Genomic DNA, 18,380 nt, shown 5'->3' on the forward strand with positions numbered 1-18,380 from the left:
CTATACAACTGAAACCGGAGAATCGCGAGACGGAAGGCGGAACAGTGCCAGACACCCACGAGGAACGCGAGGAATCGCTGGACGTCATCCAGCGGGAACTGACCGCCTTCGCACGCCGCGCGCGAGCTGCGGCGGCCCGCCTCCACCCGGAACTTCCACTCGTCTCGTACACGCTGCTGGCGCACATCGAGGACCGGCACGGCTGCCGCGCCACGGATCTGGCCGCCCACTACATGCTGGACAAATCGACGGTCAGCCGGCAGATCGCCACCCTGGAGAAACTGGGACTGGTCGAGCGCCATCCGGACCCGGACGACCACCGGATCCAGGTACTGCACCCCACCCCGGCCGGAACCCAGGCCCTCGCCTCCACCCAGGCCAGCCGCCGCACGGCCTACCAGGAACGCCTCGCGGACTGGACGGAGGAGGATCTCGCCCGGTTCGCGGAGTACCTGCTGCGCTACAACTCGGCCGGCGACACCACCACGGCCACCCCACAGACACCGCGAACCTGAACCGAAAGCCCCATCGACTCCCAGGACGTCTCAAACAAGACGTTTCACGTGAAACAAGAATCCGGGAGTGAACGCGAAAGAATACGCGCGACCAGAATTGGGAACGAAGAAGCCCCACAGGCCGTTGGCCTGTGGGGCTTCTCCCTTGTGCGCGAGGGGGGATTTGAACCCCCACGTCCCTAAGGACACTGGCACCTGAAGCCAGCGCGTCTGCCGTTCCGCCACTCGCGCAAGAGTGGTGTTTCCAGACTCTCCCTCACCGTTTGGTGCGAGCGCCTGGCGACATCCGGAAGATTAGCACGCTGGACAGGGTGGATTCACATCCGTTGTTTCACCGGCCGACTGAAGGGAACCGGGAACGCCGAGCGGCCGCCCCCACTCCTCCTCTGTGCACCCCGGGTGCGGGACACTGTGAGGAGGCCGCCTCTACGATCCGTGTGAGAGGTGACACTCATCCACAGGGCAGACAAGGGGAACCAGCCGATTTCCCGACGCGTGGATACGATCAGTAAGCAGTACAGGGACGACTACAACGGAGGAGGTGCCCCATGGGAGTCATGAAGCGTTTCGAGCAGCGTCTCGAAGGTCTGGTCAACGGCACCTTCGCCAAGGTCTTCAAGTCCGAGGTCCAGCCGGTCGAGATCGCGGGAGCCCTCCAGCGCGAGTGCGACAACAACGCGACGATCTGGAACCGCGAGCGGACCGTCGTCCCCAACGACTTCATCGTCGAGCTCAGCACCCCTGACTACGAGCGGCTCAGCCCGTACTCGGGCCAGCTGGGCGACGAACTCTCCGGGCTGGTCCGCGACTACGCCAAGCAGCAGCGGTACACCTTCATGGGCCCCATCAAGGTCCACCTGGAGAAGGCCGACGACCTCGACACCGGGCTCTACCGGGTGCGCAGCCGCACCCTGGCGTCGAGTTCGTCACAGCAGGACCCCCAGGGCCACCAAGGACTGCAGGGCCAGCCTCCCTACCCGGGTCCGGGCCGGTCCGCGCAACCCACCGGCGGCTACGGGTACCCGCCCAGCTCCGCCCCGCCCATGCCCGCGGCCCCGCCGCCGGGCGTCGGCAGGCCCGGAGCATCCAGCACCGACCGGCACCCGCCGGCCGGGCCCAGCCCCCTGCCGAACGCGCAGGTGCGACGCTGGATCGAGATCAACGGCACCCGCCATCAGATCTCCCGCCCGACGCTGGTGCTGGGACGCAGCACCGACGCCGACGTGCGGATCGACGACCCCGGCGTATCCCGCCGGCACTGTGAGATCCGGACCGGAACGCCCTCGACGATCCAGGATCTCGGATCTACCAACGGCATCGTGGTAGACGGGCAGCACACCACCCGCGCTACGCTCCGCGACGGCTCGCGGATCGTCGTGGGCAGCACCACCATCGTTTACCGGCAAGCCGAAGGGTGAAGCGGGGGCAATGTCAGAGCTGACCCTGACGGTCATGCGGCTAGGTTTCCTGGCTGTTCTGTGGCTGTTCGTGATCGTGGCCGTTCAGGTCATTCGCAGTGACCTGTTCGGAACGCGCGTCACGCAGCGCGGCTCACGCCGCACTGCGAACGACGCACGGCCTCCACAGGCACGCCAGAATGCTGCGGCGCCGCCGCAGCAACGCCAGCAGCCGGGCCGGCAGCGCCGGGGGGCACCCACAAAGCTGGTCGTCTCCGAGGGCAGCCTCACCGGCACCACGGTGGCGCTCCAGGGGCAGACCATCACGTTGGGCCGGGCGCACGATTCAACGATCGTGCTGGACGACGACTACGCGTCCAGCAGGCATGCCAGGATCTACCCCGACCGTGACGGCCAGTGGATCGTCGAGGATCTCGGGTCCACCAACGGCACGTATCTCGACCGGACCCGACTCACCACCCCGACACCCGTTCCGCTGGGCGCGCCGATCCGGATCGGCAAGACCGTCATCGAGCTGCGGAAGTAGTACGACAATGAGCGAGCGGAGCGAGCGAGCCGCGGCGGTCCGGGCAACGGACCCCGCCCGGCTCCCGACCGGAGGGTGGGCAGTGTGGCTCGAGACCGGCTGTACCCCGAGCCGACGGGAGAGGTGCGCATGAGTCTTTCCCTGCGCTTCGCCGCCGGATCGCACAAGGGCATGATCCGGGAGGGCAACGAGGACTCCGGCTACGCCGGGCCACGCCTTCTCGCCATCGCCGACGGCATGGGCGGCCAGGCAGCCGGTGAGGTCGCCAGCTCCGAGGTGATCTCCACGCTCGTCCAGCTCGACGACGACGTCCCGGGCTCGGACATCCTCACCTCGCTCGGTACCGCGGTCCAGCGGGCCAACGACCAGCTGCGCATGATGGTCGAGGAGGACCCCCAGCTGGAGGGCATGGGCACCACGCTCACCGCCCTGCTCTGGACCGGCCAGCGCCTCGGCCTCGTCCATGTCGGCGACTCCCGCGCGTACCTGCTGCGCGACGGCGTACTCACCCAGATCACCCAGGACCACACCTGGGTGCAGCGGTTGGTCGACGAGGGCCGGATCACCGAGGAAGAGGCCACCACCCACCCGCAGCGCGCCCTGCTGATGCGGGCACTGGGCAGCGGCGACCACGTCGAACCCGATCTCTCCATCCGTGAGGTCCGGGTCGGCGACCGCTATCTGATCTGTTCCGACGGGCTGTCCGGCGTCGTCTCCCATCAGACGATGGAAGAGACGCTCGCCAGCTACCAGGGTCCGCAGGAGACCATCCAGGACCTGATCCAGCTCGCCCTGCGCGGCGGCGGCCCCGACAACATCACCTGTATCGTCGCCGACGTCCTCGACGTCGACAGCAACGACACCCTGGCCGCTCAGTTCAACGACACCCCGGTCATCGTCGGCGCGGTCGCCGAGAACCAGGCGGCGCAGATGAGCGACGCCGAGAGCACGGCCGCCATGCAGACCCCCGCCGGACGCGCGGCCGGCCTCGGTCGGCCCGTACCGCCGCCCCCGGGGGGCTTCGGCCCGCCCGGAAGCGGCGACGGCGGCGGCTACGGCGGGATGCCCGACGGCTCCTTCGACACGTACACCGACGACGACTTCATCAAGCCCGGTGGCGGCCGCAAGTGGCTGAAGAGGTCCCTGTACACGGTGCTGGCACTCGCCGTCATCGGCGGCGGCCTCTACGGCGGCTACCGCTGGACGCAGAACCAGTTCTACGTCGGCGCGAAGAACGAACACGTCGCGCTGTTCCGCGGCATCAGCCAGGATCTGGCCTGGGTCTCGCTCTCGAAGGTCGAGAAGGACCACCCCGAGATCGAACTCAAGTACCTCCCGCCCTACCAGCGCAAGCAGGTCGAGGCGACCATCGCCGAGGGCAACATCGCCGCCGCCCGCGAGAAGATCGGCGAACTTTCCGTCCAGGCGTCCGCCTGCAGGAAGAACGCCGAACGACGAGCCGCCGAGAAGGCCAGCGCCGACGAGGCCCAGGCACCGGGTACGGATGCGGATGCGGATGCCGCCGGGACCACCGGTGGCGCGAAGACGTCCGACACCGCCAAGACCAAGCCGACCAAAACTCCCACTCCTGGTCCCAGCCTCTCGGAGGAAGAGAAAAAGCTGGTCCCGCAGTGCGGTAAGCAGTAAAGCCGTAGGGGGCCTTCAGCACCATGAGCGTTGTCACCAACACGACCACGATCGGCGCGATCGACGCGCCGAGCCGTCGCAACACCGAACTGATGTTGATGGTCTTCGCCGTCGCCATCTCGGTGTTCGCCTATGCCAACGTCGGACTCGCCCTCAACGGCAAGCTGCCGTCCGGCATGCTCGGATACGGGCTCGGACTCGCCCTGCTCGGCGGCATCGGCCACCTCGCCGTCCGCAGATTCGCTCCGTACGCGGACCCACTGCTGCTGCCACTGGCGACGCTGCTGAACGGGCTGGGACTGGCCATCATCTGGCGTCTGGACCAGTCCGAACGGTTCCAGGCAACCGATAACTTCGTGGCCGCCGCCTCCAAGCAGCTGCTGTTCTCGGCTGCGGGCATCGCGCTGCTGGTCGTCGTTCTGCTTGTCCTGAAGGACCACCGCATTCTGCAGCGTTACACCTACATCTCCATGCTGGTGGCGCTGTTCCTGCTGATCCTTCCGATGTTCTTCCCCGCGGTGAACGGCGCCAAGATCTGGATCAAGATCCCCGGCCTCGGCACGATCCAGCCGGGAGAGTTCGCCAAGATCATCATTGCGGTGTTCTTCGCCGGCTATCTCATGGTCAAGCGGGACGCGCTGGCCCTGGCCAGCCGCCGTTTCATGGGCCTCTATCTCCCCCGGGGCCGTGACCTCGGCCCCATCCTCATGGTCTGGGCCTTCTCGATCCTGATCCTGGTCTTCGAGACCGACCTGGGTTCGTCCCTGCTGTTCTTCGGCATGTTCGTCGTGATGCTGTACGTGGCCACCGAGCGCACCAGCTGGATCGTCTTCGGTCTGCTGATGTCCGCCGCCGGCGCCGTCGGTGTGGCCACCTTCGAACCCCACGTACAACAGCGTGTCACCGCCTGGCTCGACCCGTTCGACGGATGGGGCAAGCTGGCGGCCAGCGAGCAGATGGCCAAGTCCCTGATGGCCTTCGGCTCCGGCGGCACCCTCGGCACCGGGCTCGGCCAGGGCAACTCCGACCTGATCGGTTTCGCCGCGAACTCCGACTTCATCCTCGCCACCGTCGGCGAGGAGCTCGGCCTCGCCGGAATGATGGCCATCCTGCTCGTCTACGGCCTGATCGTCGAGCGCGGCGTCCGCACCGCCCTCGCCGCCCGCGACCCCTTCGGCAAGCTCCTCGCGATCGGACTCTCCGGCTCCTTCGCCATCCAGGTCTTCGTCGTCGCCGGCGGTGTCATGGGGCTCATTCCGCTGACCGGTATGACCATGCCGTTCGTGGCGGCCGGCGGATCGTCGGTCATCGCCAACTGGGCCTTGATCGGCATCCTGCTCCGCATCAGCGACACCGCGCGCCGCCCAGCCCCGGCCCCGGCGCCCTCACCCGACGCCGAGATGACCCAGGTGGTCCGACCGTGAACAAGCCCCTTCGCAGGATTGCGATCTTCTGCGGGCTGCTCGTCCTCGCTCTCCTGGTACGCGTCAACTGGCTCCAGTACGTCCGCGCCGACGAACTGAACGCGAACGAGCACAACCGCCGCGTCCAGATCGAGCGGTACGCCCACGAGCGCGGCAACATCATCGTCGACGGAAGCCCCGTCACCGGGTCCGTCGAGACCAAGGACAGCGACTTCAAGTACAAGCGGGTCTGGAAGAACGGCCCCATGTGGGCCCCCGTCACCGGCTACTCCTCGCAGGCGTTCGACGCCTCGCAGCTGGAGAGCCTTGAGGACGGAATCCTCACCGGCAACAGCGACCAGCTGTTCTTCGACCGCACGCTGTCCCTCTTCACCAACGACAAGAAGACCGGCGGCAACATCGTCACCACCCTCAACGGCGCCGCCCAGAAGGCCGCCTTCAAGGGACTCGGCAGCAAGAAGGGCGCCGTGGCCGCGCTCGACCCGCAGACCGGTGCCATCCTGGCCCTGGTCAGCACTCCTTCGTACGACCCGTCGGTCTTCGCGGGCAATTCCCTCAAGGACGCCGAAGCCCGGCAGCAGCTCCTGAAGGACAAGGACAAGCCGATGCTCAACCGGGCATTGCGCGAGACCTACCCGCCCGGCTCGACCTTCAAGGTCGTCACCGCCGCCGCGGCCCTGGAGAACGGGCTGTACAAGGGGATCGACGACAAGACGAACTCCCCGCTGCCCTGGCGGCTCCCGCTGACCACCGGCAACCTCGCCAACGAGGGCAACATCCCGTGCGAGAACGCCACGCTCCGGGAAGCGCTGCGGTGGTCCTGCAACACCGTCTTCGGCAAGATCAGCGATGACCTCGGCAACCAGAAGATGATCGACGAGGCCGGCAAGTTCGGCTTCAACAAGGAGATCTTCACCCCGGTACGCGCCGACGCCAGCGTCTACCCCAAGGACAACCGTCCGCAGAACGCCATGGCCGGCATCGGCCAGGCATCCAATCGCGCCACCCCGCTCCAGATGGCGATGGTCGCCGCGGCCGTGGCCAACGACGGCAAGCTGATGCAGCCGTACATGGTCGCCGAGCGCCAGGCCCCCAACCTGGACGCGATCTACACCCACGAGAAGGAGCAGTTCAGCCAGCCCCTCTCGGGCGAGAACGCGCAGAAGCTCCAGCAGATGATGGAAACAGTCGTCAAGAACGGCACGGGAACCAACGCCCTCATCGACGGCGTCACTGTCGGCGGCAAGACCGGTACCGCCCAGCACGGCCTGAACAACAGTGAGAACCCGTACGCCTGGTTCATCTCGTATGCCAAGACCGACAGCGGCTCCCCGGTCGCCGTCGCCGTGGTCGTCGAGGACAGCCAGGCCAACCGCGACGACATCTCCGGTGGCGGCCTGGCCGCCCCGATCGCGCGGGACGTGATGAAGGCGGTCATCGACAGCAAGAAGTGACGCCCATCACATCGGGTGCCATACCTGCACATCGGGATACCGGTCAGGTATCAGGTCCGGACTCCGGGCCGATCAGGTAGTGCGCGGCCGGTAGCGTATGCGCGAGCAGCACACCGCCGGACCACACACCGGTGCGGTCGGGACTGACGGAGAGGGCTGGAACAGTTATGGAAGAGCCGCGTCGCCTCGGCGGCCGGTACGAGCTGGGCTCGGTGCTCGGCCGTGGTGGCATGGCCGAGGTCTACCTCGCACACGACACCCGGCTCGGCCGCACCGTAGCCGTGAAGACGCTCCGCGCCGATCTGGCCCGCGATCCGTCCTTCCAGGCCCGGTTCCGCCGTGAGGCCCAGTCCGCCGCCTCGCTCAACCACCCGGCGATCGTCGCCGTCTACGACACCGGCGAGGACTACGTCGACGGGGTCTCCATCCCGTACATCGTGATGGAGTACGTCGACGGGTCGACGCTCAGGGAGCTACTGCACTCCGGCCGCAAGCTGCTGCCCGAGCGCACCCTTGAGATGACCGTCGGCATCCTCCAGGCGCTGGAGTACTCGCACCGCGCCGGAATCGTCCACCGAGACATCAAGCCGGCGAACGTCATGCTGACGCGCACCGGTCAGGTCAAGGTCATGGACTTCGGCATCGCCCGGGCCATGGGCGACTCCGGAATGACGATGACCCAGACCGCCGCCGTCATCGGCACCGCCCAGTACCTCTCCCCGGAGCAGGCCAAGGGCGAGCAGGTCGACGCGCGGTCCGACCTCTACTCGACCGGCTGTCTGCTCTACGAACTGCTGACGGTACGGCCGCCGTTCATCGGTGACTCACCGGTCGCGGTCGCCTACCAGCACGTACGGGAAGAGCCGCAGAAGCCCAGCAACTTCGACCCCGAGATCACGCCCGAAATGGACGCGATCGTGTTGAAGGCCCTGGTCAAGGACCCCGACTATCGCTACCAGTCGGCCGACGAGATGCGCGCCGACATCGAGGCCTGCCTCGACGGCCAGCCGGTCGCCGCCACCGCGGCGATGGGCGCGGCCGGTTACGGCGGCTACGACGGATACGGCAACGACCAGCCGACCACCGCGCTGCGCGCCGCGGACCAGAACGGCGCGCAGACGTCGATGCTGCCCCCGGTCAACCCGGACGACGGCGGCTACGGCTACGACGACCGCCCGGACCGCCGCCGCCAGAAGAAGAGCAACACCTCGACGATCCTGCTGATCGTCGCGGGTGTCCTGGTGCTGATCGGCGCGATCCTGATCGGCCAGTCGGTGTTCAGCAACCGCAACAGCGACGGCGACAAGATCGATGTGCCGACCATGGTCGGTTCGACCGTGAAGGAAGCCCAGCGGCTCGCGGACAACGCCGGCGTCGTCCTGAAGATCGGCTCGCGCGAACCCTGCGAGGACCAGCCCAAGGGCAAGATCTGCAGCCAGACCCCGAGCGACGACGAGACGATGGCGAAGAAGGAAACCGTCACGGTCGTCGTCTCCACCGGGGCGCCGAAGGTCGATGTCCCGGACGTCGTGGAGAAGACCGAGGCGACGGCGCGCAAGGACCTCGAAGCCAAGGGCTTCACGGTGAACGTCACCGCGGTCGAGTCCGAGAAGACCGCCGGTACGGTCATCAAGCAGAACCCGGGGGGCAACTCGAAGGCCGAGAAGAACTCCGAAGTCACCATCACGGTCGCCAAGCAGGCCACCCAGAAGGTGCCGAACGTCGCCGACCGGGACTACAACGCGGCCGTGGCGCAGCTCAACGGCCTGGGCTTCACCAACGTCTCCAGGACCGATGTCGATTCGGAGAAGCCGGCGAACCAGGTGATCAGCCAGACGCCGCCCGCCGACTCGATGCAGCCGCTGACCGCCCAGATCGTGCTGACGGTCTCCAAGGGCCCGCAGCAGCCCGAGAAGACCACGGTTCCGGATCTCCAGGGCAAGACGCTCGGGGAGGCCAAGGGCCTGCTCACCGCGGCCGGACTGCAACTCGGCCAGGTGCAGGGGCCGAACGACGACAACGCGAAGGTCGTCACCTTCCAGCCCGGCGCGGGCCAGCCGGTCGACAAGAACAGCGCGGTCACCGTGGTGACCATGCCGGGCGGCGGAGACGGCAACATCTTCGGCGGCCCGTCCGGCAGACACCGCTGACACCGCTGCACCGCCCCGAAGGGCCCCGGCGCCGCACGGCGACCGGGGCCCTTCGTCGTACTCACCGCGTGCACCGCGTGCATGCCGAAAGAGCGTGCCTGCCGAAGGCCGTGTCCGCCCGAAGACCGTGCCCGCCGGGCGTCCGGCCGGGGGGCCGCGGGCCAGCTGTCAGCGCAGCTCAGCCGGCTTCGTACGGTCCTTGTCCACCTTCTCCGTACGCACCAGCTCGCCCCACACGATGTAGCGGTACTTCGACGTGTAGACCGGCGTGCAGGTCGTCAGCGTGATGTAGCGGCCGGGCTTCTTCGCGCCCGAGCCCTTCGGTACCGCCTGCAACACGTCGACGTTGTACTTCGACGTCTCGGGAAGCTCCTTGAAGACCTTGTAGACGTACCAGGTGTCCTTGGTCTCGAAGACGACCGCGTCCCCGGTCTTCACCTTGTCGATGTTGTGGAACTTGGCGCCGTGCCCGTCGCGGTGGGCGGCCAGGGTGAAGTTGCCCTTCTTGTCCCACGGGAGGGCCGACTTCACCGGGTCCGTGTAGTAGCCGGCGATGCCGTTGTTCAGGTTCTCGGTGTCGGTGCCCTTCTTGACCAGCACCTCGCCGTTCTTCATCGACGGGACGTGCAGGAAACCGATGCCGTCCTTCGTGTCCAGCGCGCCCGGTCCGTCCGCCCAGCGGTCGCGGATGGTGTGGCCCTGTTTGGTGGCCTCGCGGTCGGCGAGCACGTTCGTCCACCAGAGGGAGTAGACGACGAAGAGTCCGAGCACCAGGCCTGCGGTGATCAGGAGTTCACCGAAGAGGCTTACCGCGGTCGCGACGGGATGGCGGCCCCTGCGCCGGGGCGGAGGCGCGGACTCGCCGGTTCGCTCTTCGTGCTCGGTCCTCGCTGTCACCGCACCCGTCCCTGTCGTGATGATGATTCAGCCCACGAGCGCGTCGGGCTTCCCCTTGCTGCGCGGTCGTTCGTCGACCATCTTGCCCCAGACGATCAAACGGTACGTACTCGTGAATTCCGGCGTACAGGTCGTCAGAGTGATGTACCGGCCCGGCCCGTTGAACCCGGAATCGCGCGGCACCGGGTCGATCACCGAGACGTTGGACGGCGATGTCTGCGGCAGGGTCCTGGCCGTCTTGTACGTGTAGTACGCGTCCTGCGTCTCGACCACGATCAGATCGCCGGGGTTCAGCCGGTTGATGTAGCGGAACGGCTCGCCGTGCGTGTTGCGGTGACCGGCCAGGGCGAAGTTGCCCTGCTTGGCCGAGGGCATCGCGGTGCGGAGCGTGCCCTCGCTGTAGTGGCCGACCATGCCCCGGTCGAGGACCTTCTCCTTGCTGATGCCCTCGGCGATCGGAGCGACCACATCCAGCTTGGGGATGTGGATGATGGCGAATCCCTGCCCTGCTTCGAACACCCCGGGGCTGCGGTCGCCCTTCGCCCAGTCGTCCTGGATCTTGTGCGCTTCCTTGCCGGCGTACTGGTCGGCGCGCACGTTCGTCCACCACAGCTGGTAGGTGACGAACAGCAGCATCAGCACGCCGAGCGTGATGAACAGCTCGCCGGTGACCCGGCTGGCCACCACGGCCGGGCTGTCCTTGGCCGCGCGTGCCGCACGCCGTGCCTCGACGCGCGACATCGGCCTGTCGGGCTGCGTGGCGGCCGTCGCTGCGGCCTCCGGCCGCTGATCGGCACGGCGACGGCCCCGTCCCTTGGCGGCACGACGGCGCTCGGCACGGCCTCCGGTACGCGGCTGCGCATCGGTGTCGTCGGAGTCCGGATCGGGGTCCGTCGCGGAATGCGGAGCCACAGAGCGCGAAGTCGTGGAGTACGAGTCGGGGTCCGCCGCTGATTCCGGAGCCGGCCGCCGGGTCGTCGTCGCCGGGCCGTCCGGGCGGTGGCTGCCGGCCGTCCGCAGACCGACCGTCTCGTCGCCGGCCGGAAAGACAACGGCGAGCGGCTGCGTCAGCGGCTCCGGAACAAGCTGCTGCGGAACGGGCTGCTCCGGATCAGGCTGCCGCAGAACGGGCTGTTCCGGAACAGGCTGCCGCAGAACAGGCTGCTGCGGAACGGGCTGCTGCGGCATGGGCGTCGGCACGGGCCGCGCCGTGGGCCGCGCCACCTGCTCCGGGACGGGCGTCGGCATGGGCGCCGGTACGGCCTCCTGCTGCCCGTACCAGTCCCGCGCGAACCCCTCGGGGTCGTACCACTCCTGCGGAGCACTCTGGGGGCTCTGCGCCCCGTACGACGCCTGGGTCCGGGCCTGCTCCTGGGCCGACCCCGGTCGCGGCTGTGCCGGCCCGTCCGGGGCACGGTGCTGCCCCCGCCCGGCTGCCGGTGCCCCGGTCGACTCGGCCGGGACGTCGCCTGCCCTGAACCACGGCGAGGTGCGCGGACCCGGCAGCGGATCGGTCAACGGGTCCGCCAGCCGGTCGACCGCCGCCTCGAACGCGCCTGCGGCCCCGTACGCCCCTAGCTCGTACGGGCCGTCCTGACCGGCGTCGGGCTCGGGGCGGGGCGAAGTCACGCGACGGCCTTGCCCACCACCGGCGCGAGCCCCGCCGACCGCGCGACGGCCCCCGTGTCGCCGCACTGCACCAGCCAGTTGGCCAGCATCAGGTGCCCGTGCTCGGTCAGCACCGACTCCGGGTGGAACTGCACGCCCTCCACCGGCAGCTCACGGTGGCGCAGCCCCATGATGATCCCGTCGGCGGTCCGCGCCGTCACCTCCAACTCCGCCGGGACGGTGTCCGGTTCGGCGGCGAGCGAGTGGTAGCGGGTCGCGGTGAAGGGGGACGGCAGGCCCGCGAAGACGCCCGTGCCCTCATGGGTCACCTGCGAGGTCTTGCCGTGCAGCAGCTCGGGAGCGCGATCGACCACGCCGCCGTACGCCACCGCCATCGACTGCATCCCCAGGCAGACCCCGAAGACCGGGACGCCCGTCGCCGCGCAGTGGCGCACCATCTCGACGCAGACGCCCGCCTGCTCCGGGGTGCCGGGACCGGGCGACAGCAGAACCCCGTCGAAGCCGTCCTGGGCGTGTGCCGTGGTCACCTCGTCGTTGCGCAGCACCTCGCACTCGGCGCCGAGCTGGTAGAGGTACTGGACGAGGTTGAAGACAAAGCTGTCGTAGTTGTCCACGACGAGAATGCGGGCGCTCACTGGCCGCCCTCCGTCCCGGTCGAGCCGTCGACCGTCACATCACCGAACGGAAGCAGCGGCTCCGCCCAGGGGAAGACGTACTGGAAAAGCGCGTAGACAACAGCCAGTACCAACACGAGCGAGATGAGCGCACGCACCCATGCGTTGCCCGGCAGATGCCGCCAGATCCAGCCGTACATGTTGTCCCCTCCATTCGGTACGAGACCAGACTAAAGGGCCGGGGCAGAAGCGTGGGTCAGCTGTGGAAAGCCGCCGGCTTGCCTTCGGACACGGGCCGGGTGGCATCGAGGTGGGCCCAGGCGATCAGCCGGTGGCTGCTGCCCCATTCCGGCTCGCAGGTGGTCAGTGTGAGATAGCGGCCGGGCCCGTCGAAGCCGGACTTGCGGGGTACGGGATCGATGACCCCGATGTCGCTCGGCACGGTCCGGTAGGGCCGCTTGTCGATGCGGTACGTGAACCACGTCGCCCCGTCGGTCAGCACCACCGCGTCGCCCGGACGCAGCTTCGGGAAATCCTTGAACGGATCCCCGTATGTACGACGGTGTCCGGCCACCGCGAAATTGCCGATCGCACCGAGGCGGGCGGTCCCCGAGTAGTGCCCGAGCCCCTTCTGCAAGGTCCTGACCTCGGTGTTCTCCAGGACGGGCCACTCCCAGTCCTTGCCGAAGCGAGGTATGTACAGCATCGCGAACGGCTTGCCGTCCCGGTACGCGGCGGGGGCGGGGGACTCCTTCGGCGCCTTCGGCGTCCCGGGCGCCCCCGGCGTCGGGGAGGGCTGCGGCTCGGGTGCGGACACCGGCCCCTGCGCCCAGCGGCTGTGCAGGTCGTCGATCTGCCCCTCGGTGGCGTCGGCCGCCTTCACCCCGGTCCAGAACAGCACGTACACCACAAAGAGAACGATCAGGGCGCCGACGGTGATACAGAGTTCGCTGAACGTCCTGACGATCAGTCGCACCGACACCTGGCCGGCCTCCCCACAGCCGCTCGCCGATTCACAGCTTCACGGCCGCTCGCTACTCCACGGGCTCCGCATAGTGAAGGTCCACTGTGCCCGAGTAGCCGGGAAGAGTCACCGCCTCGTGCTCATCGACTTTCCAGCCGAGCCCGTACGCCTTCACGTACAGCAGGTAGTTGCTGATCGCCGGGGAGTCGTTCAGCGCCTGCTTGAGCTTGCCCGGGTCGCCGACCGCGGTGATCTTGTACGGCGGGGAGTAGACCCGGCCCTGGAGGATCAGGGTGTTGCCGACGCAGCGCACCGCGCTCGTCGAGATCAGCCGCTGGTCCATGACCTGGATGCCCCGGGCGCCGCCCTGCCAGAGGGCGTTGACGACCGCCTGGAGGTCCTGCTGGTGGATCACGAGGTCGTTGGGCTGCGGGTCGGGGTAGCCGGGGTTGGCGGTGGCGTTGGGCGGGGCGTCGTCGAGGGTGACGGACACCGACCGGCCGGTGAGCTTCGTGGTGCCGCCGGCCCGCTCCAGCTCCTTGAGCCGGGCCTCCTCCGCCTCGGTACTGCCGTCGTCCCGCCGGACGAGGGCGTCGATGTCGTCGCGTACGGCCGCGGTGGTCTCGTCCAGCTGGGCGTTCTTGTTGCTGCGCTGCTGGATGAGATCGGAGAGCTTCAGCAGCGAGGAGTCGGTGCGGATGTTGGTGCCCTTGGCCGTATTGGCGCTGGTGACGAAGATCAGTCCGGCGAGGGCGAAGACGGCAGCGGTGAGCACACGGGCCGGGTGCCGGAAGGTGCGCCGGACCGGGCCTTGGGGGGAGTCGGCAGAATTGCTCAACGTACCCTTATCTCCTTCGGCGCCAGGGAAGCACTACGCTAACGGACGCCCGAGGGAGGCAGCATTCCCCTCGGGCTCCGCCCCGGCGCCAGCCACAGTTCCCTGCGCGGTCACGCAGCGCATCGACAGGAGAGTTCCTCGTGCCGAAGTCACGTATCCGCAAGAAGGCCGACTTCACGCCCCCTCCGGCGAAGCAGGCAACCAACATAAAGCTGACCAGCCGCAGCTGGGTGGCGCCGGTGATGCTGGCGCTCTTCCTGATCGGTCTGGCCTGGATCGTCGTCTTCTATGTGACCGACGGCGACCTGCCGATCAAGGACCTGGGGAACTGGAACATCGTCGTCGGCTTCGGCTTCATCGCCGGCGGCTTCGGCGTCTCCACCCAGTGGAAGTAGCACCGCGGCGGAATTAGCACCGCAGCGGAGGAAGCACCGCAGCCCTCGTGGTCGCGGTGCCCTTTGCACAGCGGGCCCCTGTCCCGCAACCCTTGCCCCGAGTTACCCACAGCGTTATCCACAGGCGGGGGAAAAGGTCAGACGATCTGTGGATAACTCCCTGACGGTTGACGCCGATGTGACTGCAGTCTCCCCCATCGGGGGATGGCACGCCCCTTGTCCCTGCTGGAAAAACCCAGCTCAGCGACAAGGGGCACAGTTGTTCCCACAGAATGCACAAGATCCGGCACCCGCTGTGGACAACTACGGCTGTGGAAGCGCGGGCCGGGGACGATGTCCGCTCAGGTGAGCGCGGCCGTTCTGATGACGACGACGAGGATCACGGCCGCCAGGACCAGCGCACAGGTGCCGTACTGCACCAGCGCGCGCCGCTCGCGGGGCGCGTGCACCATGCCGATCGCGATCAGCGTGCCCGCGACCAGACCGCCTACATGCGCCTGCCAGGCGATCCCGCCCCAGGGGTTGAAGGTGATGACCAGGTTCACCGCGAGGAGCGCGAAGACCGGGCGCATGTCGTAGTTGAGCCGGCGCATCAGCACGGCGGTGGCGCCCAGCAGTCCGAAGATCGCCCCGGAGGCTCCGAGCGAGCCCTGCTGGGGTGCGGAGAGCCAGTACGTGAGGGCGCCGCCGGCCAGCCCGGACAGCAGGTAGAGCGTGAGGTAGCGGGCCCGGCCGAGCGCCGCTTCCAGCGGCCCGCCGAGCCACCACAGCCCCAGCATGTTGAACGCGATGTGCCACATCTCCTGGTGCAGGAACATCGACGTCACCAGCCGGTACCACTGGCCCTCCGCGACACCCTCGGGCGGGCCGCCGTAATAGGTCGCGGCACGGCCGAGCAGCATCAGATCGTCGACCAGTGCGGTGCCCCTCGCCAGCACCGCGAGGTACACCGCGATATTGATGCCGAGCAGGATCTTGGTGACCAGGCGGGGATCGGCCGTGATGCTGCCGCCCGCGACAGTGCGCGGCTGATCGGCAGCCGGCCCGTGTCCCGTACCCGACCCCCGGCGGACGCAGTCCGGGCACTGGAAGCCGACCGAGGCGTCGATCATGCACTCGGGGCAGATCGGACGCTCGCAGCGGGTGCAGCGGATGTTCGCCTCGCGACCGGGGTGGCGGTAGCAGCTGAGCGAGCCGTCCGCGGCGGCGGACTGGTCACTGCCTCCCGGCGGCTGCTGGTCCATCGGTCCCATCGCTTCCCGGTCCCTTCGGTCCTGGTCATGACGGGCACGGCACGCACGACGCCGCCCTGCTCGTCCGCTATGTATCAGTACGGACGGGCAGGGCGGTTGGTTCCCGAAAGAGAGATCAGCGCGTGATCAATCGATGACCACTGGTGATCAACGGGTCTCGATGACGACCGACTCGATCACGACGTCCTGCACCGGACGGTCGGTACGGGCGTTGGTCTGGGTACTCGCGATGGCGTCCACGACCTTCTGGCTGGCCGGGTCGACGACCTCACCGAAGATGGTGTGCTTGCCGGTCAGCCAGGCGGTCGGCGACACGGTCACGAAGAACTGCGAGCCGTTGGTGCCCGGGCCGGCGTTGGCCATGGCCAGCAGGTACGGCTTGTTGAAGCTGAGGTCGGGGTGGAACTCGTCCGCGAACTCGTACCCCGGCCCACCGGTGCCGTTGCCGAGCGGGTCGCCGCCCTGGATCATGAAGCCGCTGATGACACGGTGGAAGACGGTGCCGTCGTACAGCTTGTCCGTCGACGTCTCACCGGTCTCGGGGTGCGTCCACTCACGCTCACCCTTGGCGAGCTCGACGAAATTCTTGACCGTCTTGGGCGCGTGGTTCGGCAGAAGCCGGATCTCGATGTCGCCCTGATTGGTCTTCAAGGTGGCGTAAAGCTGCTCGGCCACGATCTGCCTTCCGTAAGTCTTCGGTGACGTTGAGTCTTCTTCGGTGACGTTGCGTCTTCAGTGACGCCACCGATCCTCGCACGGACCGTACGTCCCGGCGCCCGGCCACCACCGTCGAGCACACGGCACTCACCTTCCTGCCCCATTACGCATTCCGCATTCCGCGGCCCGCAGCAGCAAATGCGGCCAAGCGCGTGACGAAGCGGCGCGGGCGGGGGCGAACCGTGGCATTGTCGTCGACGAGCACCCCTTGCACCGCATTGCCCGAGGTGTCACTCGTGACCTGAATGACCCGGATGCCCGCCCCGCATGCCATACAGGAATTCGGCAGGCATGATCTCGAAATGGGTGGAAAGGCGGAGTGTCTACCCGCCACCAAGGAGGAGGATCCCGTGACCCGCATCGACAGCGTGCGCGCCGCAACCGACTCGGCGAAGGACAGCGTGCAGCACGCCGCGGAAGTGGTGGCGCCCTATGCCGACACGGCCAAGGAGCAGGCCGCACATCTCGCGTACGAGGCCCGCACGCGGCTCGCGCCGAAGGTGTCCAAGGCGGCCCAGCAGGCCCGCGTCCAGTACGACGCGCATCTGGCACCACGTATCGAACTCGCCCTGGCCCACGTGCCCCCCAAGGTCGACGAGGCCGGCCGACGCGCCGCGCTCCGCACCCGCCGGGCGGCCCGGACCGCCGCGGACTACACGGTGCCGCGCGTCGAGCACGCGATGGCCGTCGCCCAGCCGGTGGCCGAGGAGGCCTCGGCCCGCAGCGCAGCCGCCCTGGCCGCACTGCGCGGCCAGGTCACGGCACAGGAGATCAAGCAACTGATCAGGAAGCACGAGCGGCGGGCGAGGGCCGGCCGGCTGTTCAAGGGGCTCGTCGTGGCGGGCCTCGTGGCGGGCGGCGCCTACGCCGCCTGGCGGTGGTGGGACAAGCAGGCCAACCCCGACTGGCTGGTCGAGCCGCCCGCCGCCACGGAGGTCTCCGACCGCGCACCGCTGACCTCCGTCGACGGCAGCGGCCCGACCTCGCTCGATCCCGAGGTCCGGGCCAAGCAGGCCGACGCGGAGGCCGACGGGACGGACGGCCCGGAAGGCGTGAACGGCACCGGCCCGGACGACCGCCGCTGAGCCGAGCGCCGGCCCGACGGCCGGCCGGCCGGGACTCGACGAAGGAGACCCCATCCGGCTCCGGCCCGAATCCCTCGCGGTCCACGGCCTCGACCGTGCGCTCGAACCCCACATGCACGAAAAATGCCCTCCGATACTACGTTTGCGCAGGTCGGAGGGCATTTCATTGAGTGGAGCCCAGGAGATTCGAACCCGAGATCGTCACCTTCCCGACCTGGGGTTTTCCGGAGAAATGGGATAAATTCCCCTGTTCCCGTCCTCCTGCGTCCCGCTCGATCCTCCTCGGCCCGGGCCCCGCGCTGACGTGTCAGCACGGCTGCCAGCGCGATTGCGCTTGCGATTCGAGCGGGTCGGGAGGGCCGGTTCTCCGGCTCGGGGCGGGCTGCTAGCCGCGGCCCGAGGGCCCTTTTCCCCGTGCGGCGCCAGGACAGGCGTCACGGCCAGTGCGCCGTATCTCGACGCGGGCGCAGATCACCGCGCATCGGATGGTCAACGGCTACGAGTGGGGCGACTTCAAGGGCGATCCGGTCGCCCTGGTGGAGCGGCACTCCGACGCGCACCTGTACTTCGCCGACTGGAGCAGCCGGCGACCGGTGCTCCGGGTTGCCGCCGCCCGGGTGCCCCTGGAAGCGGCGCTTCCGGCTTACGACCACCGGGATCACGAACATCCGTGACGAAGTATCAGAATCAAATGGCTCCACCGAATGCGTGGGCGCGGCCCACCCGTACTCCGGGGCCCTGGGCAGGATCGGTCTGTGCCAGGTCGCAGTCCATCTCACCTACGCCGCGGTGCACGGCAACGCGTTGATCGACCGCGCCCGTGGCCCGGGAACAGCGGCCCGGTGGCGGGCCGG

18 protein-coding genes and 1 tRNA gene are annotated in these 18,380 nt (G+C 68.3%); 10 read left to right on the top strand and 9 right to left on the bottom strand.

What is annotated here, in order from left to right; translation table 11 throughout:
* Nucleotides 1–44 precede the first annotated feature (44 nt).
* Complete coding sequence (locus tag ACFVH0_RS19975; protein WP_385821869.1) at nt 45–515, top strand: MarR family winged helix-turn-helix transcriptional regulator; 471 nt, start codon at nt 45–47, stop codon at nt 513–515.
* Between the two features lie 148 nt (nt 516–663).
* Here the strand turns inward: ACFVH0_RS19975 and ACFVH0_RS19980 are convergent.
* Nucleotides 664–746 (bottom strand) — tRNA-Leu (locus ACFVH0_RS19980).
* 317 nt (nt 747–1,063) lie between these two features.
* On the opposite strand from ACFVH0_RS19980, the gene ACFVH0_RS19985 reads away from it, so the two are divergent.
* From ACFVH0_RS19985 to pknB, 6 genes are all read left to right on the top strand, one after another.
* The gene (locus ACFVH0_RS19985) at nt 1,064–1,933 is read left to right on the top strand and encodes an FhaA domain-containing protein (protein ID WP_385821871.1); all 870 of its coding nucleotides are present in this window, start codon (nt 1,064–1,066) and stop codon (nt 1,931–1,933) included.
* A gap of 10 nt (nt 1,934–1,943) precedes the next feature.
* Nucleotides 1,944–2,459: an FHA domain-containing protein gene (locus ACFVH0_RS19990; RefSeq protein ID WP_072487556.1), complete on the top strand. Its 516-nt coding sequence runs from the start codon at nt 1,944–1,946 to the stop codon at nt 2,457–2,459.
* A 129-nt stretch (nt 2,460–2,588) separates the two neighbouring features.
* Nucleotides 2,589–4,106 (top strand): PP2C family protein-serine/threonine phosphatase, encoded by a 1,518-nt coding sequence (locus ACFVH0_RS19995; RefSeq protein ID WP_385821873.1) that lies wholly within the window; start codon nt 2,589–2,591, stop codon nt 4,104–4,106.
* A 23-nt stretch (nt 4,107–4,129) separates the two neighbouring features.
* A complete protein-coding gene (locus ACFVH0_RS20000; RefSeq protein ID WP_385821875.1) occupies nt 4,130–5,530 on the top strand; it encodes an FtsW/RodA/SpoVE family cell cycle protein in 1,401 nt (466 codons plus the stop codon).
* The gene (locus ACFVH0_RS20005; protein ID WP_385821877.1) at nt 5,527–6,984 is read left to right on the top strand and encodes a penicillin-binding transpeptidase domain-containing protein; all 1,458 of its coding nucleotides are present in this window, start codon (nt 5,527–5,529) and stop codon (nt 6,982–6,984) included. The genes ACFVH0_RS20000 and ACFVH0_RS20005 overlap by 4 nt, the downstream gene beginning before the upstream one ends.
* A gap of 167 nt (nt 6,985–7,151) precedes the next feature.
* Nucleotides 7,152–9,134, top strand: a complete 1,983-nt coding sequence (pknB, locus tag ACFVH0_RS20010; RefSeq protein ID WP_385821879.1) for a Stk1 family PASTA domain-containing Ser/Thr kinase — start codon at nt 7,152–7,154, stop codon at nt 9,132–9,134.
* A 168-nt stretch (nt 9,135–9,302) separates the two neighbouring features.
* Here pknB and ACFVH0_RS20015 read toward each other — a convergent pair whose 3' ends face one another.
* Genes ACFVH0_RS20015 through ACFVH0_RS20040 form a run of 6 tightly spaced genes read right to left on the bottom strand, consistent with a single transcriptional unit; the run spans nt 9,303 to nt 14,076 of the window.
* Nucleotides 9,303–10,031 (bottom strand): class E sortase, encoded by a 729-nt coding sequence (locus ACFVH0_RS20015; protein ID WP_385821881.1) that lies wholly within the window; start codon nt 10,029–10,031, stop codon nt 9,303–9,305.
* Between the two features lie 27 nt (nt 10,032–10,058).
* A complete protein-coding gene (locus ACFVH0_RS20020) occupies nt 10,059–11,660 on the bottom strand; it encodes a class E sortase (protein ID WP_385821883.1) in 1,602 nt (533 codons plus the stop codon).
* Nucleotides 11,657–12,295: an aminodeoxychorismate/anthranilate synthase component II gene (locus ACFVH0_RS20025; RefSeq protein ID WP_385821885.1), complete on the bottom strand. Its 639-nt coding sequence runs from the start codon at nt 12,293–12,295 to the stop codon at nt 11,657–11,659. The genes ACFVH0_RS20020 and ACFVH0_RS20025 overlap by 4 nt, the downstream gene beginning before the upstream one ends.
* Complete coding sequence (locus tag ACFVH0_RS20030; RefSeq protein ID WP_266914546.1) at nt 12,292–12,474, bottom strand: hypothetical protein; 183 nt, start codon at nt 12,472–12,474, stop codon at nt 12,292–12,294. Before ACFVH0_RS20030 ends, ACFVH0_RS20025 begins: the two co-directional genes overlap by 4 nt.
* Before the next feature lie 56 nt (nt 12,475–12,530).
* A complete protein-coding gene (locus tag ACFVH0_RS20035) occupies nt 12,531–13,256 on the bottom strand; it encodes a class E sortase (protein WP_385821887.1) in 726 nt (241 codons plus the stop codon).
* Nucleotides 13,257–13,308: 52 nt separating this feature from the next.
* Nucleotides 13,309–14,076, bottom strand: a complete 768-nt coding sequence (locus ACFVH0_RS20040) for a DUF881 domain-containing protein (RefSeq protein ID WP_385821889.1) — start codon at nt 14,074–14,076, stop codon at nt 13,309–13,311.
* Between the two features lie 140 nt (nt 14,077–14,216).
* Between ACFVH0_RS20040 and crgA the strand changes: the two genes are divergently transcribed.
* On the top strand, nt 14,217–14,471 hold the full coding sequence (gene crgA / locus ACFVH0_RS20045; protein WP_093548084.1) for a cell division protein CrgA: 255 nt from the start codon (nt 14,217–14,219) through the stop codon (nt 14,469–14,471).
* Nucleotides 14,472–14,812: 341 nt separating this feature from the next.
* Here the strand turns inward: crgA and ACFVH0_RS20050 are convergent, their stop codons facing one another.
* Together ACFVH0_RS20050 and ACFVH0_RS20055 are read right to left on the bottom strand one after the other, a co-directional pair.
* Entirely contained in the window at nt 14,813–15,715 is a 903-nt protein-coding gene (locus ACFVH0_RS20050) for a rhomboid family intramembrane serine protease (RefSeq protein WP_385821979.1), read from the bottom strand.
* Nucleotides 15,716–15,871: 156 nt separating this feature from the next.
* A complete protein-coding gene (locus tag ACFVH0_RS20055; protein ID WP_385821891.1) occupies nt 15,872–16,399 on the bottom strand; it encodes a peptidylprolyl isomerase in 528 nt (175 codons plus the stop codon).
* A 392-nt stretch (nt 16,400–16,791) separates the two neighbouring features.
* Here ACFVH0_RS20055 and ACFVH0_RS20060 point away from each other — a divergent pair, with 392 nt between their 5' ends.
* Both ACFVH0_RS20060 and ACFVH0_RS20065 read left to right on the top strand, forming a co-directional pair.
* Nucleotides 16,792–17,526: a DUF5324 family protein gene (locus ACFVH0_RS20060; protein ID WP_385821893.1), complete on the top strand. Its 735-nt coding sequence runs from the start codon at nt 16,792–16,794 to the stop codon at nt 17,524–17,526.
* 443 nt (nt 17,527–17,969) lie between these two features.
* Nucleotides 17,970–18,200 carry a hypothetical protein gene (locus ACFVH0_RS20065; protein WP_385821895.1) on the top strand — a complete coding sequence of 77 codons (231 nt, stop codon included), beginning with the start codon at nt 17,970–17,972 and terminating at the stop codon, nt 18,198–18,200.
* Nucleotides 18,201–18,380 lie beyond the last annotated feature (180 nt).

It is taken from the genome of Streptomyces sp. NPDC127117 (assembly GCF_042677325.1).
Taxonomy (GTDB): domain Bacteria; phylum Actinomycetota; class Actinomycetes; order Streptomycetales; family Streptomycetaceae; genus Streptomyces.